A 15,187-nucleotide genomic window follows, 5' to 3' on the forward strand; every position below is an offset into this window, starting at 1 on the left:
GCGCCGGGGCAGCGGTTTTGCAGGACTGCGAGATGGGTGGCGCTGGCGAGCCGGGCTTGGGGCGGCGCTGGGTTGGCTGTCGCAAGCTTAGCCGGGGATCTGAGCCTCCGAGGCGAGCAGAGGCCGGGGTCGTCAGCTAATTGCTTGCTCTCGCGCAACATGCGGGTCCCTGCAGTGAGGTCGTTCTGCAGCAACGCGAGAAGGGTGGCGCTGGCGAGCGCACGAGCTCGGGCGACGCTGGGTTGGTCGTCGTGGCCCAAGAGGCGTTCGAACCAGCGGCGTCCTTCACTGACGAGTCCGTTGCCCCTTCACACGTCGCGGCATGCATCGGCGATCCGCAAACCCTCGTGGTATTGCCCTGACGTGGCAAGACAGAACTCCAGCGCGGCACGAATATTGTCCTGCTCCAATAGCATTCGGTCCGCGATCTGTGCCTGGGTGGCCCCGAACCATCGATGATGGGTGTCCTCGGCCAGCTTCAGCGTTTTAACTGGGGTGTTTCTGGTTGGGGGGTGATGTACTCCTTGACGATCTCCAGCGGTGCTCCGCCGCAGGCACCCGCAAAGTAGGACGGGGACCAGAAGTGGCTGCCCCACAGGTATTTGCGGATGTGCTCGGGAAACTCCCGACGCAGGCGGCGCGAGGAGACACCTTTATAAGGGCCGAGTTGTTTACCAGTGTCGTGATGAGTTGAGCAGGCGTCCAGCAGGTGCTCGCAATTGTCGAGCACGAGCAGCATCCGCTGGGCTGCCAACCGTTGGGCCAGGGTGTCCGCGGTCCACCGGGTGGACTGGTCCTGCAGTCCCAGTGAGGTCACGACCGCCTGTGCGACGAGGCAATCGTCTTCCAAACCCGCCAGCTCGACCAAGCACACACCGTCCGGAAACGCTCTGCGCATCTCCCAGGCAGCACGTACCGCCAGACGGGTCTTGCCCACGCCGCCCACACCGGTCAAGGTCACCAGCCGTGACGCCGACAGACCGCGCCTGATCTCCCGCAGTTCGCTCTGCCGCCCGACGAACCCTGCCAGTTCGGCGGGCAGAACCCTGGAGTTCCGTTGCGGCCACCGTGGCGCATCCTGAGGTGCTTGTTGATGTTTGCGCTGCTCAACCGCGGGTATAGCCGCCAGCGAGCCGCACGATGACTTTCGCGCGCGGCGCCGGTGACTGCGACTCAGACGGCGTGGTGCCGGTTGCGCAGTCGTGACACGGCCGCGGTCATCAGGATCGCCCGTTACCACCGCATCAGGCCCGAGATCTGGTGCGGGCTACCTCGCGGCGCTCGGCTCGCATCGCCGAACACCGCCTCCAGAAACTCACCCAGTAGTACGGAGCAGGATGCGGGCGAGGTCTGACGCCGATGGTGCGATCACTAGCTGGTGTTGTGGGGGACAGGCGTCGAGATCTGTCCCTTGCGTGGGAGCTCAAGGATGGTGTCCGTGTAGCATTCGCCAGGTGGAAATGCGGCGGTTGGAGTACTTCTTGGTGCTCGCGCGCGTGCTCCATTTCGGTCGTGCGGCTGAGGAGCTGCACATTTCGCAGCCGGGTCTGTCGCAGCAGATCAAGGTTCTGGAGCAGGAACTGGGGACGCCGCTGATCCACCGGGGAACCAAGGCGATCACTCTCACCACGGCAGGTGAGGTGTTGCGTGAGCAGGGCGAGCTGGTCCTTGCCCAGGTCGGCCTGTGTGTTGAACGGGTGCGGGCGGCAGCGGAGCAGCCCACGGGGGTGTTGCGGGTGGCCTACACCCGTTCCGGTCCTGACCTGAACATGCACGAGCTCGTCGAACGGTTTCGGATGTGCTATCCGGCGGTCCGGCTGTCGCTGTCCACCGCGTGGACGAGCCAGAACTTGGAACTGCTCGAAGCGGACGCCGTGGACGTGGCGTTCGTGCGATCGACAGTGCGCCACCGGGAGGTGGAGTCGCTGGTCGTCGCGACGGAGGAGCTGGTGATGGCGATGCCTGAGAACCACCCGCTGGCGGCCCGGGAACGCGTGTCGTTCGACGACGTGGTCGAGTTGCCGCTGGTGCACTGGCCCAGAGAGCAGGGGCCGGGGTATCACGACGAGATCCGGCGGCAGATCTGGGGCGACCGACCCCAGCGGGTGGTGCTCGAACAGCCCGACGCCGAGCACATCCTGCGTGAGGTCGCCAACGGTGTCGGCATCGCCGTTTTGGACGAGCATCGGGCGGGGAAGCTGTGCCCGCCTGGGGTGCGGGTGCGACGGTTCGTCGAGCCCGTCCCGACCAGCACGCTGGTGGTGGCGTGGCGTCCGGGCGCCGCGCACGCGCCGGTGGACCGGTTCATCGAGTTGTGCCGGGAGCGCCTGGGCCGGGTCGGGCGGTGACAGGCACGACTGGGCGACCGTCGCTGTACTGCCCGCCGGAGCGGCTCCACCATTGCGCCTGAGCATGGTAATAACGAGCGCTTATCGCGCTGGGTAAAGACGTCTATTGGACCACTTGTGGCTACCCGTGTTGGACTTTCCGGCACCTGCCGGTGACGCTCGATGAAGGAGTGAAGATGGGGAACACGGTCGCCGAAAGTTTGGCGGCGGCGTTGCGGCGCCACGGTGTACGTGGCGTGTTCGGGCATCGCCTACCTTCACTGTTCTTCCTGGCGACTCCGGAGCAGTCGATTCGGCAGGACGTCTACCGGGCGGAAAACGCCCGGCAGCGGCGCATTACGCTCTGCTGATTGCCAACGGGCGGATAGCAACGGAGTCGGGATCCGCGGGTGTTGACGCGCGATCGTGATCAACGGCGGTCGGATCGTCGGCTTCGGTCCGCATCGCGAAGTCGTCTGGTCAGCTCGCCGATCCTTACCGGCCCAAGCAGCAACCCTGTAGGCGCCCGAACCGAGCGCACTATGTGCGAACGACTCCGGCTGTTCCCGACCCACAGTTCGCCATCGAACGCGGCAGGCGGGGTGCCATCGGTGCGATCCGGGACTCGTGTGCCGGGATCAGCTTCGATCCGGGCACCAGAATCGGCGTCGCTTGCGGTTTCGCCGGACACCGTGTGACGGCCGGCTACCTCGCCGTTCGGATCATCCTCTTGGACCGGGCCTCGAAACGCGTCACCACACTGACACGGCGGCCGTGGAATGACCACGACTCCGGCCGCTGAAAGCCCGCTGCGCTGGCTCGGCGTGCGCACCAGCTACCGGCTCATCGGCGTTTGCCGAACGGTGGGAGTTCCCACGACCCCCGTCATTTTTGCCTTGCAACTGGGAAGGACTCAGCCAATGAGAAAGACACCGCACCAGACCACCGTGGCAAACGGCCGCGACCCCCATGAGGCACCGGCCGGTACGCCCGGACGTCCTTTCGGACGCGGCTTGTGGAGCATGGCCCTCACCGAACTGTGGGAGCGCTACTCCTTCTACGGCCTCCAGGGCATCCTCTCGTTCTACCTGCTCTACGCGCTGGCGGACGGCGGGCTTGCCATGGCCCCGGCCGTCGCTGCGGGCATCGTCGGTGCCTACGGGGGCGCCGTGTACCTGTCCCAGATCTTCGGGGCCTGGCTGGGCGATCGGCTCGTCAGCCCGCAGCACATGGTGCTGTCCGGCGCCATCGTCATCACCATCGGGCACCTTGTGCTCGCCTTCATTCCTGGCTTTGCTGGACTGGGAATCGGTCTGGTGTGCATCGTTGTCGGCACCGGGGCGCTGAAGACGAACATCACCTCGATCGTCGGCTTCGTTCTGGATCAGAACCCCGACGAGCGCTATCGGGATGCCGGTTTCTCCTACTTCTACATGGCCATCAACATCGGTGCGGTGGTCGGTCCGCTCACGACCGGTCTCGCCCAGAACGAACTGGGTTTCCACTACGGATTCGGGCTGGCAGCTATCGGCATGGTGGCGGCGTTGGTCCAGTACCGCGTTTCGATGAAGCACCTGCCCGAGCGTGCCCGGATCGTCAACAACCCCCTACCCCCGAACCGCCGCCCGCTCGTCGTCATCGTGGGCCTCGTCTTCGTCGCCGCTGTGGGCGCTGGAGTCGCCACCGGACTGTTCCGGGCGGAGAACCTGTCCACCGTGGTGACCGTCGCCGCGCTGCTGGCTGCGACCGCGTACTTCCTCACTATGACCACTTCGCCGGCCGTCAGCAGCGACGAGCGGCGGCGTATCCTGGGCTATCTTCCCCTTTTCCTGGCCTCTGGCGTGTACTTCGGCTTCTTGTTCCAGAAGTTCACCGCGCTCTCGATCCTCATCATGGAACGCATTGATCTGCACATCGGCGGATGGACGTTCCCGGTCGCCTGGATCACGACCGTCAGCCCGCTGGCGCTCGTCCTCATCACCCCGTTCATCGCCCGGATGTGGAACACCTTGGGACAGCGGCAACCCGGGCCCGGGGCCAAGTTCGCCATCGGACTGACCCAGATCGGCTGCGCCTACCTGTTCCTGCTCATCATCTCCAAGGCCTCCGGAGACGCCGATATCCCGCTGATCCTCATCCTCCTGTTCATGATCGCGGCCGGTTCCTCCGAGGTCTTCGTCGGCCCGATCGGGCTGTCCCTGGCCACGAAGATCGGCCCCAAGAAGTTCCGGTCCCAGATGGTCGGTCTTAACTTCCTCACGCTCGCCCTGGGCTCGTCCCTGGCGGGCCTGCTCGGCCAGCTGTTCACCGCGATCGACGACGCCTCCTACTTCACTCTCCCCGCCGTGTGCGGCATCGGAATCGGCCTGGCACTTTTCGCGGCGCGCGGACCAGTGGGGCGTCTCCTGGAGACGGGACTCGAGCGCTGACCGGTCCCACCGGCCGCTTCGGCGATCGACGACCAGGCCCCGCGGTCTCGATGTCCACCGGCAGGCCTGGTGCCGACTATCCCGGCTTCAGCGTGTGCCAGTGCCCATCGGACAGTCCTCGGTTCGGCCATGTCGATCACGGGCACATCGTGTAATCCTGCCCCGGTTATTTCAATAACAAACGGTTATGGCCGGTAAAGGATCTTCTATTCGACGGAGCGGTCGAGCGGTCGTAATCTCCGTACAACCACTCGATCCGAACGGGTCTCCAGGCTTCACCGGGCCATGATTCATGACTCGGGCGCCGGCCCGGTTTGCCGCGACCACCGCCCGGTGGCTCCTGATCCCACCACAACGAAGTGGAGACGGTCATATGCCGGAAATTTCTGAGCGTGCCCCGCAGGTTCGATCAGCACGGGCGGCCCATCGGTCTGCAGATCGTGACCGGCTGACATCGCGAAGACCCTGCACCGCCACACGCTTCGAAGAGTCCTGCAGGTGGCGCACGATCCCCAGGGACATTCGACCATCAGACTCGCCCGGCCTTGCCGACGTGTAAAGGCCGTGACGCTCACGGCCCCTGCACGGACCTATGACTTCGAGCGGGCGAATAGTCCTGAAATCAAGCTGAGTTCCCATTTCAACAACAAGGGGAGCCGCCATGTCGGAAGCCTCTATTTCCACGGATCTTGCCTTTGCCGACGGCGACGATGCGCTCTCGCCGATTCTGACCGCCACCGACAGCATGAGCGTGACCTCGGATGGCTGCCTGATGGTCGAGGGCAAGCGTGTCGATGAGCTGGTAAAAGAGTTCGGCACCCCGCTCTATATGCTGTCCGAACGGACGCTTCGCGCCAATTACCGCAGGGTAGCCCGCGCCATGGCCGACGCCTGGCCAGCGGCAACGAAGATCCTCTACGCGATCAAGGCGAACAACAACCTCGCGGTACGAGCGATCTTCCACCAAGAAGGAGCCGGGGGCGACTGTTTTGGCGAAGGTGAGCTCTACGCGACCTTCCTCGGCGGGGCAACGCCAGACTCGGTCGTGTTGAACGGCAGCAACAAGAGCCCGCGTGACCTGCGCGCTGCGGCCGAACTCGGGCTGGTCATCAACATCGACGGAGAGGACGAAATCGGTTTCCTTCGTGACATCGCGCTGGAACTGAATCGCTCTATTCGCGTCTGTCTGCGCTTGCGCGTGATCCCGGAGGAGTTTGCGGATCGGGCTCCGGACTACATCGACAGCGCCGGACGATCCCTTGCAGAGAAGATCGAGGCCGCGCAGTGGGGTCTCTCCGTCGAGAATGCCGCGCGGCTAATCCCGGCCATCATGGACACGCCGGGACTTGATCTCCTCGGCTATCACCATCACCTCGGCCGGCTTCTCCCGGACCTCGACTACAACACGGCCTGGGCGCGCGAGCTCACGGGTTCGATCGGTGTGCTCGAGAAACGAACCGGCTACGTTCCTCGCCTGCTCAACATCGGCGGCGGCTTCGCACGTGAACGAGATCCGGAATCTCGCAACCGCGAACTCAACCCCACCAGGGTCGAAGACCACATCCGGGTCGTGACCAGCGAGCTGATCTCGGGTTTGAACGGATTGGGTATTCCGCTCCCGGAGCTCTGGGTGGAACCCGGGCGCTATCTCGTCGGGAACGCCGGTGTGCTGTTGGGGACGGTCGGACAGATCAAACGCGACAACGAGCGGGTCTGGATCAACGCCGACTTCTCGATCAACAATCTGATGAGGATCGAAACCTCCGGCAGCAACTATCACGTCCTAGCTGCCAACCGCCTCCGCACGCCCGCCGTCGAGGCCGCCACGGTCGTCGGCCCGCTGTGCACTGGTTCCCCGATCGCACGCGACCGCCCCATGCCAGAGCTGAACAGAGGCGACATCCTGGCCGTGCTGGACGCTGGCATGTATGCCGAGACCGCCTCCACGCAGTTCAACGGTGTGCCGCGCCCGTGCACCGTGCTCGTAAACGGTGAGCGCGTCGACGTCATCAAGGAACGGGAATCAGTCCTCGATGTCTTCGCCAAACACCGGATCCCGCCACGTCTGCGCAGGTGACGCGGTCCCACTGGCGCCTTCACCCGCCACGGCAGCGCCCTGAGCATCCACGGGCCGAGATGGCTCGACCTGACCAGCCCGGGAGCGGGCGCACGGCAGGCACCGCGGCGGCCGGCTTCGGCTTTTTGCGGGGCGGAGTCGGGTGTGTTCAGGCGTATGGCGTCGAACGCTCGCCGGACTATAGATCCAGGATGCAGGCTAAGGTTAGGGCCGCCCGGTCGCGTCGGCTAATAGACGCTCTTTTGATCACGGTAATCGCTCATTATCGAAAACGATAAGAAGCGCTTATTGCGGCAGGAAAAGTCCTCTATTGGACTGCTTATGGCTGCCCATGCTGGACTCTCCTGCACCTGCCAATGAGGTGATCTCGGTAAGAAGTGGCTGAAGGCGGCCTGCCGGAATGGGTGTGTGATCGGGTAGGGCTGGCCTGGGGAGAGTGGGACGTGGGGTCCCTGGTAGAAGAAGTTCGACCAAGAAACGATCTTCGACCAGGGAAGGCCCCACGTGGTCACGTATTCTGCCAAACTCGATGTTCCCCGTGAACTGGTGCTCTTCCTCAGCAAGCTGCTGGCCGGTGAACGCCGCCGGAAAGGGACCCGCAAGGGGCGCCGGGCGTTGACCACGTTCTGGCAGGCTGTGCTGGTCCTGCGGTGGTTCCGCGACCGCACCGACACCACCAAACTGGCCCGCGATCACGGTGTCGCCCGCGCGACCGGCTACCGGTATGTCGACGAGGGCATCGAGGCGCTGGCCGCGCAGGCCCCGGATCTGCACGACGCCCTGCAACGGGCCAAAGACAACGGCGACGCCTATCTGATCCTGGACGGCAAAAACTTCTCCTCCGACCGTCTCGGCGAAAAGACCACCAGCACCAAAGGCACCGAGATCGACCTGTGGTACTCCGGGAAAACCCGCGAACAAGCCGGCAACATCCAAGCACTGACGGACCCGGACGGGTTCCCGCTGTGGGTCTCCGACGTCGAGCCCGGGTCCGTCCACGACATCACCGCCGCTGAAAACCACGTCCTCGGCGCCCTGTACTGGGCTTACTCCCAGCTCGACCTGCCCACCCTGGCCGACGGCGGCTACCAGGGTGCCGGAGCCGGGGTCCTCACCCCGATCAAACACCCCAAAACCAGCAAAGGCCGCCCACTCGACGTCGACAACCAGACCTACAACAAACTGCTGCGCGGCCTGCGCGCCCTCGGCGAACGTGGATTTGCCCTGCTCACCGGCCGTTGGCGCGCCCTACGACACTTCACCACCAGCCCCCGCAAAATCGGCCCCATCGTCAAAGCCGCACTCGTACTCACCCAATTCGAACACGGCCGACTCGCATAACCCCCTACTGAGATCACCTCAATGAAGTTCAACGGAGGAGTGAAGATGGGAAACACAGTCGCCGAAAGTTTGGCGGCGGCGTTGCGGCGCCACGGGGTACGCGACGTGTTCGGGCAAAGTCTGCCTTCACTGTTCTTCCTGGCGACTCCGGAGCAGTCGATTCGACAGGTGGTCTACCGCGAGGAGAACGCCGGCGGTGCGATGGCTGATGGCTATGCCAGGGTGACCGGCCGGGTCGGTGTGGTGGCAGCCCAGAACGGCCCCGCCGCGACCCTGCTGGTGCCGCCGCTGGCAGAGGCGTTCAAGGCGTCGGTGCCGGTGCTCGCGATCGTCCAGGAGGTGCCGAGGTCGGCCCGCGATCGCAATGCCTTCCAGGAACTGGATCACGTGGCGTTGTTCAGCGCCTGCTCCAAGGCGATCCATCGGCTCGACGATCCGGCCAGGGTCGACGACTATGTCGACGCGGCGATGACGGAAGCCGCCTCCGGCCGTCCTGGGCCGGTGGTGCTGCTGGTGCCCAAGGATGTCCTTGCCGAGCCCGTTCCGGTCGGGTCCACCAGAAAAGCCCAGTACGGCCAGTTCCCGCTGGACAGGTACGCGCCCGGTCCGGATCAGATCAAACGGGTGGCCGAACTGCTCGCGACGGCGCGGCGACCGCTGGTGGTCGCCGGAGGCGGAGTGCACACCTCCGGGGCGGCGTCCGAACTGGCCGAGCTTCAACAGCTCGCCTCGCTGCCGGTGGCCACGACCGCGATGGGCAAGGGCTCGGTGGACGAGACTCACCCGTTGTCCGTAGGGGTGATCGGCTACGCCATGGGGGTCAACGGCGCGACCCGACACGCTCGCCCCTTGGTGGGGGACGCCGACCTGATCCTGTTCGTCGGCACGAGGACCAACGAGAACGGCACAGACGGCTGGCGCCTGTTCCCGCAGTCGGCGACCTACGTCCACCTCGACATGGACCCGGTCGAAGTGGGACGCAACTATGAGGCGCTGCGGCTGGTCGGCGACGCCAAGCTGACCCTGCGCGCACTGCTGGACGAGTTGAAGACCGGCTCGCTGGACGCCCGCGCGGTCGCCCGCGAGCAGGTTGTCGCGCAGATCGAGGAGGCACGACGCGAGCACCAGGCGCAGATCTCGGCACTGGCCGGATCGGACGCCTCCCCGATCCGGCCCGAGCGGATCATGCGCGAGCTGGACGCCCAGCTGACCGAAGACATGATCGTCGTGGCCGATGCAAGCTACAGCTCCGTCTGGATATGCAACTACCTGCGTGCCCGGCGCGCTGGTCAACGCTTCCTGGCGCCACGCGGTCTGGCCGGACTCGGCTGGGGGATGCCCATGGCACTGGGTGCGAAGGCCGCACACCCGGAAAGCCCCGTGGTCGTGGTCGTCGGCGATGGTGGGTTCGCGCACTGCTGGGCGGAGATCGAGACGGCCGTTCGGATGGCCTTGCCGATCACGGTCGTGGTGCTGAACAATTCGATCCTCGGCTACCAGAAGCACGCCGAGCTGTATCAGTTCGCTGAGCACACTGACGCTATCGACTTTTCGCCGGTCGATCATGCGGCCATCGCCGTAGCCTGTGGAGCGCGCGGCGTTCGCGTCGAGTCCGCCGACGAGCTTGCTGGCGCATTGCGCGACGCGCAGGCCGCCCCGGTTGTCACGGTGATCGATGTGATCACCGAGCCGGACGCCTATCCGCCGATCTCCGCCTGGGATGGCAATCCCACACTGAGCGAGCTGACCGAAGGAACTCGCCGATGACTGAGGAACCGTTCGCCCACTCGCGCCGCTACATGGACCGGGCGCGGGAGGTCATTCCGCGCGGCGTGAGTTCCGCCCGCCGGGCAGCGCTGCGCCCGACTCCGCTGGCCTTCGTCCGGGCATCCGGCAGCCGGATCACCGATGTGGACGGCAACGAGTACCTCGACTACGTGGCCGGTTACGGCCCGATGCTGCTCGGTCACCAGCCGCACTCGGTGTTTGATGCGGTGCGCGAGCAACTCGCCGCCGGCGTTCTCTACGGCGGCCAGCACGAGGCCGAGGCCGAGCTCGCCGAGCGCATCGTCCGGCTGGTGCCCAGCGCGGAAATGGTTCTGCTCAGCGTGACCGGGAGCGAGGCGGCACAGGCGGCGCTGCGCCTGGCCCGGGCGGCAACCGGGCGGCGAGCGATTGTCAAGTTCGAGGGCCACTACCACGGCTGGCTGGACCCGGTCACGGCCAACACGCCGGGCAGCCCAGTGGGCTCGGGCCCGGCACCGCGCCCGGTGGCCGTCCCGGACCACAGTGTGGTCGGGCCGGAGGTGCTGGTGTGCCCGTGGAACGACGCGGAAGCGCTGGCCGACCTGCTGGAGCGGCACGGCTTCGAGGTCGCCGCGGTGATCATGGAAGCGGTCGCGGTGAACGGCGGCAACCTGTTCGCCGACGATGGGTACCTGGCCGAGGCGCGGCGGCTGTGTGACCGGTACGGCTGCCTGCTGGTGTTCGACGAAGTGGTGACCGGGTTCCGGTTGGCACTCGGTGGGGCGCAGCAGCGGCTCGGAGTGGTGCCCGATCTGACCGTCCTGGCCAAAGCCCTTGGCTCGGGGTTCCCGATCAGCGCGGTGGCCGGCCGGGCCGAGGTCATGCGGGTCGCCGAAGGCCGGGTCGCGCATGCCGGCACGTACAACGGCAATGCGCTCTCGGTGGTAGCCGCCAACGCCACCCTCGACGTGCTGGAAGCGAAGCGAGACGTTATCTATCCGCTTCTGGAGCGCCTGTCCGGCGAGTTGACGGCAGGTATCAACGAGCGTGCCGATCGGCACGGGGTGCCACTGCGGGCAACCCGCGCCGGCTCGGTGATCCGGCTGCACTGGGACGCGCCCGACCCGGTGCGAGGCTACGCCGACGTGCTCGCCGGCCGTACCGAACCACTGCGCGAACTGGCCGAGAGCTTGGTCCGCAACGGCGTCCATGCCAGGGAGAACGGGCTGTGGTACGTCTCGGCCGCGCACACCGAGGAGGACGTCGCCCGCACATTGGCCGCCGTCGACCGCGCGCTGACCGAGGTCACCAGCTGATCGGGCCAACACTCGTCGAGCACTAGGGAAGTCCTTATGCCATTCGCCGTTTCCGCTGACACCGGCGGCACCTTCATCGACGTGGTCGTCCGCGACGAGAACAACGACCACTACGTCGGCAAGGCTTTGACCACCCACAACCGGGTTTTCGACGGGATGCGCCAGGCATTGGAACGCATCGGTGAAGATCTGGGTGTGTCCGCTCAGTCGCTGCTGGCGGACACGGATTTGTTCATCTACGGCACCACTCGGGCCACCAACGCGATCGTGACCCGGACGGTGGCCAAGACCGCGTTGCTGACCACCGAAGGGTTCCCCGACATCCTCGTGCTCAAGGAGGGCGGCAAGCGGGACGTCTTCGACTACACCACCGAGTATCCGGACCCCTATATCCCGCGGCGCAGGACTTTCGAGGTCCCCGAACGCGTCAGCTCGGAAGCTCAGATCACCAAGGCACTCGACGAAGACGCCGTGCGGAGCATCCTCAACCAGCTTCGTGAGGAGAACTACGAGGCAGTGGCGGTGTGCCTGCTGTGGTCGGTCGTCCAGCCGGCGCACGAGCTGCGGATCGCGGAGCTGATCGAGGAGCTGCTCCCCGGCATTCCCTACACCCTCTCGCACCAGATCGCGCCGATCGTGCGGGAATACCGCCGGGCCTCGGCCACAGCCATCGACGCGTCCCTGAAACCGCTGATGCAGAGCCACTTCCGGCAGCTCGAAGCCGACCTGCGCGACTTCGGCTACCCGGGGCAGCTGCTGGTGTCCTCCAGCATCGGCGGTGTGATGACCGTCGAGGAGATGATCGCGGCGCCGATCAACGCCGCGAAATCAGGGCCCGCGATGGCTCCGGTCGCCGCCATCACGTTCTCGACCACCGAAGGTTTCGGCGGCGACACGATCGTGTGCGACACCGGCGGTACGACGTTCGACGTGGGTCTGTCTCGCAACTCGGAACTGATCTACACCCGGGAAACCTGGCTCGGCGATGAATGGGAGGGAGACCTGCTGGGGATCTCGTCCGTGGACATCCGCTCGATCGGTTCCGGTGGCGGTTCCATCGCCTGGGTCGACGAAGGTGGGCTCCTGCGCGTCGGCCCCCACTCGGCAGGCTCCGAGCCCGGGCCCGCGTGCTACGGGCGTGGTGGCACCGACGCGACCTTGTCCGATGCCGCGTGCGTGCTGGGGTTCTTCGACCCGGACTACTTCCTCGGCGGCCGCATGGATCTGGACTCTCCCGCAGCCCGGGAAGCAGTGGACCGGGTGGCCCGGAAGCTGGGCCGCGGAGCGGACGAAACCGCGTGGGGGATCCTTACGCTGGCCACCGATCAAATGGTCAAGGCGGTCTATGACATGACCATCTCCCAGGGCTTGGACCCCAAGGAGAGCACGGTTGTCGCAGGGGGTGGGGCAGCCGGCATCAATATCATGCAGATCGCCGCGGAACTGGGCAGCAAACGCGTCATCCTCCCCAAGACCGCTGGAGCGCTGTCCGCGTCGGGAATGCATTTCGCGGACATCGTCAAGGAGGAAGCGGCACCGGTCATCACTCGATCGGCCGCGTTCGACCTGGAGCGTGTGAACGAGGCGCTAGGCCGCTTGGAAGACAAACTGGCGGCTTTCGCCACCCGGATCGGTCTGTCCGAAAAGGACTACCGGATCGAATGCTTCACCGAGGCCCGCTATGAGGCGCAGGTGTGGGACATCGTGACTCCGCTACCGGTCAGCCGGTTCCAGGGTGACGAGGACGTGGCTCAGCTTCGCAAAGCCTTCGATGACGAACACGAGCGCTTGTTCGCCTTCCGGGACGACACGGCGGAGCTGGAATTCATCAGCTGGAAGGCCCGGCTCACGGCTCACCTGGACACGGGACACCCTCCGGCACCGAAGGTTTCCCGGACTCACGGCACGCCCTCGAAGACACGGGGCTGCTACTTCGGGCACGAGGGGTGGATCGAGACACCCGTGTACCTGTCCGAGGATCTGCGTCCCGGTCAGCAGATCGCCGGTCCGGCGATCATCCAGGAGCCCACGACCACGTTGGTCGTCTACCCGGGGATGGCCACGGAGGTCAGCGGTTCCGGCAACTATGTCCTGCACGTTGTGGCTCCGGAAGGGAGCGTGTACTGATGTCCGGCGACCGTATGGGCGATGCTGGCGTGAAAGAGTTCGACCCGATCCTCACCGCGATCCTGGCCAACCGGTTGGACGGCGTCGTGCGCGAGATGACCACCACCCTGCTCCGCTCGGCTCGCTCGGCGGTGATCAGTAGCGGGCGCGACTTCTCCTGCGCGATCGCCACGGGCGACAACGAATTGCTGGTGTGCGCCGAGGGCATTCCCGTGCACATCTTCGGAGTGCAGCTGCAGGCCGCCGACGTGCTCGCCGCCCATCCGGATCTGGCCGAGGGCGACGCCTTCCTGGACAACAATCCCTACGGCGGAAACTCCCACGCCGCGGACCACGCGGTGCTGGTGCCGGTGTTCGTCGAGGGTGAGCACATGTTCACGGCTGTGGCGAAGGCCCACCAGGCCGACACGGGCAACTCCATCCCCACCACGTACTTCGCCGCACCGAAGGATGTTTATGAGGAAGGGGCGCTCATCTTCCCGGCCGTCCGGGTGCAGCGGAACTACGAGACCAACGACGACATCATGCGCATGTGCATGGCCCGTATCAGGGTGCCGCGCCAATGGCATGGCGACTTCCTCGCTGCTCTCGGGGCCGCTCGGGTCGCCGAACGGCGCCTGAAGGAGCTCTGTGCCAGGTACGGCAAGGATGTGGTCAAGCAGTTCATCAGGAACTGGTTCGACTACTCCGAGGATCTCATGCGCCAGGCCATCGAGGCCCTCCCGCGGGCCACCCTGCACAACACCGGTCGGCATGACCCGTTCGAACCATTCCTGCCCGACGGTCTGGAGTTCGAGGTCGACATCGACATTCGCTCCGCGGACGGGTGGATCACAGTCGACCTGACGAACAACGTGCCCAATGTGGACTGCGGCTTGAACCTCACCGAGGCCACCACGACCTCCGCCGTCTACGCCGGCATTTACAACGGGCTCCATGCGCAGTTGCCGAAGAATTCGGGAGCATTCCGCCGAATCGACGTCAAGCTCAAGAAAGGTGCGGCTGTGGGGATCCCGGAATTCCCGCACAGCTGCTCGGTGGCGACGACCAACGTCGCCGACCGGCTCACCAACTGCATCGGCGCGGCGTTCGCCCAACTCGGCGAGCCGTACGGAATCGCGGAAGGGCCGGTCGGGCTCGGCGTTCCGCACGCGGTGGTCGCCGGTTTCGACTCGCGAACCGGCGACCGGTTCGTCAACCAGATCGTCATCGGTGCCGCGGGCGGGCCTGGCAGTTCCACGACCGACGGCTGGCTGACCTGGAACCTGCCGTGCTCGGCCGGGCTGACCTACCGCGACTCGGTAGAGATCGACGAGATCAAGATGCCGATCCAGTACCGGCACATGCGCATGCTCACCGACGTAGGCGGGGCAGGAAAACACCGGGGCGGGGCCACGGTCGACATGGCCTACGAGTCCAAGGAGGACGGTGTCTCGGTGATCTACCCCTGCGACGGGCAAATCTACGCGCCCAAGGGGGTGCTCGGCGGTCGCGACGGTGCATTGGCCGCTGGGTGGTTCGTCGATACCGACGGCAAGGAGACCGTCCTACCCAACAGCGCTGCGGTGAGGCTGGACAAAGGTGAGGGTGTTCGGGGTGTCGAGTGCTCCGGTGGCGGATACGGCGATCCCCTCGATCGGGATCCGCGACGTGTATTCAAGGACGTGCTCGAGCGATGGGAAAGTGTCGACCACGCACGCGAGGTCTACGGCGTGGTGATCACCGGCAGCGAGGAAGATCTGGCTGTCGACGAGAGTGCGACCGCCCAGATGCGGACCCGGCTCCGCGAAAGCCGCACAGTTCACTGATCCTGGGTCCGAAAGG

General features: G+C 65.6%; 10 protein-coding genes. 9 read left to right on the top strand and 1 reads right to left on the bottom strand.

What is annotated here, in order from left to right; translation table 11 throughout:
- Window positions 1–478 precede the first annotated feature (478 nt).
- On the bottom strand, window positions 479–1,240 hold the full coding sequence (locus DL519_RS48345) for a transposase (protein ID WP_317891347.1): 762 nt from the start codon (window positions 1,238–1,240) through the stop codon (window positions 479–481).
- A 220-nt stretch (window positions 1,241–1,460) separates the two neighbouring features.
- On the opposite strand from DL519_RS48345, the gene DL519_RS04130 reads away from it, so the two are divergent.
- The 9 genes from DL519_RS04130 to DL519_RS04170 all read left to right on the top strand — a co-directional run bounded on the left by DL519_RS04130 (window position 1,461) and on the right by DL519_RS04170 (window position 15,171).
- Window positions 1,461–2,348 (top strand): LysR family transcriptional regulator, encoded by an 888-nt coding sequence (locus tag DL519_RS04130; protein ID WP_190812962.1) that lies wholly within the window; start codon window positions 1,461–1,463, stop codon window positions 2,346–2,348.
- A gap of 176 nt (window positions 2,349–2,524) precedes the next feature.
- On the top strand, window positions 2,525–2,698 hold the full coding sequence (locus tag DL519_RS04135; RefSeq protein WP_190812963.1) for a hypothetical protein: 174 nt from the start codon (window positions 2,525–2,527) through the stop codon (window positions 2,696–2,698).
- A 549-nt stretch (window positions 2,699–3,247) separates the two neighbouring features.
- A complete protein-coding gene (locus DL519_RS04140; RefSeq protein ID WP_190812964.1) occupies window positions 3,248–4,756 on the top strand; it encodes a peptide MFS transporter in 1,509 nt (502 codons plus the stop codon).
- Window positions 4,757–5,417: 661 nt separating this feature from the next.
- Window positions 5,418–6,833, top strand: coding sequence for a diaminopimelate decarboxylase family protein (locus DL519_RS04145; protein WP_190812965.1), 1,416 nt, complete (start codon window positions 5,418–5,420; stop codon window positions 6,831–6,833).
- Window positions 6,834–7,337: 504 nt separating this feature from the next.
- Window positions 7,338–8,174, top strand: coding sequence for a transposase family protein (locus DL519_RS04150; RefSeq protein WP_190812966.1), 837 nt, complete (start codon window positions 7,338–7,340; stop codon window positions 8,172–8,174).
- A 45-nt stretch (window positions 8,175–8,219) separates the two neighbouring features.
- Window positions 8,220–9,941, top strand: coding sequence for an acetolactate synthase catalytic subunit (locus DL519_RS04155; RefSeq protein WP_223838420.1), 1,722 nt, complete (start codon window positions 8,220–8,222; stop codon window positions 9,939–9,941).
- Complete coding sequence (locus DL519_RS04160; RefSeq protein ID WP_190812968.1) at window positions 9,938–11,236, top strand: aspartate aminotransferase family protein; 1,299 nt, start codon at window positions 9,938–9,940, stop codon at window positions 11,234–11,236. The genes DL519_RS04155 and DL519_RS04160 overlap by 4 nt, the downstream gene beginning before the upstream one ends.
- Window positions 11,237–11,272: 36 nt before the next feature.
- Window positions 11,273–13,363: a hydantoinase/oxoprolinase family protein gene (locus DL519_RS04165; protein ID WP_190812969.1), complete on the top strand. Its 2,091-nt coding sequence runs from the start codon at window positions 11,273–11,275 to the stop codon at window positions 13,361–13,363.
- Complete coding sequence (locus DL519_RS04170) at window positions 13,363–15,171, top strand: hydantoinase B/oxoprolinase family protein (RefSeq protein WP_223838421.1); 1,809 nt, start codon at window positions 13,363–13,365, stop codon at window positions 15,169–15,171. The genes DL519_RS04165 and DL519_RS04170 overlap by 1 nt, the downstream gene beginning before the upstream one ends.
- The last annotated feature ends 16 nt before the right edge of the window (window positions 15,172–15,187 follow it).

Origin of the sequence: Saccharopolyspora pogona (assembly GCF_014697215.1) — a bacterium.
GTDB classification, from domain to species: Bacteria; Actinomycetota; Actinomycetes; order Mycobacteriales; family Pseudonocardiaceae; genus Saccharopolyspora; species Saccharopolyspora hattusasensis.

Excerpts from the sequence above, each read along its gene's own strand:
- DL519_RS04160 (WP_190812968.1), top strand. The coding sequence starts at position 9,938 with ATGACTGAGGAACCGTTCGCCCACTCGCGCCGCTACATGGACCGGGCG.
- DL519_RS04165 (WP_190812969.1), top strand. The coding sequence starts at position 11,273 with ATGCCATTCGCCGTTTCCGCTGACACCGGCGGCACCTTCATCGACGTG.
- DL519_RS04170 (WP_223838421.1), top strand. The coding sequence starts at position 13,363 with ATGTCCGGCGACCGTATGGGCGATGCTGGCGTGAAAGAGTTCGACCCG.
- DL519_RS04135 (WP_190812963.1), top strand. The coding sequence starts at position 2,525 with ATGGGGAACACGGTCGCCGAAAGTTTGGCGGCGGCGTTGCGGCGCCAC.
- DL519_RS04155 (WP_223838420.1), top strand. The coding sequence starts at position 8,220 with ATGGGAAACACAGTCGCCGAAAGTTTGGCGGCGGCGTTGCGGCGCCAC.
- DL519_RS04140 (WP_190812964.1), top strand. The coding sequence starts at position 3,248 with ATGAGAAAGACACCGCACCAGACCACCGTGGCAAACGGCCGCGACCCC.
- DL519_RS04130 (WP_190812962.1), top strand. The coding sequence starts at position 1,461 with ATGCGGCGGTTGGAGTACTTCTTGGTGCTCGCGCGCGTGCTCCATTTC.
- DL519_RS04145 (WP_190812965.1), top strand. The coding sequence starts at position 5,418 with ATGTCGGAAGCCTCTATTTCCACGGATCTTGCCTTTGCCGACGGCGAC.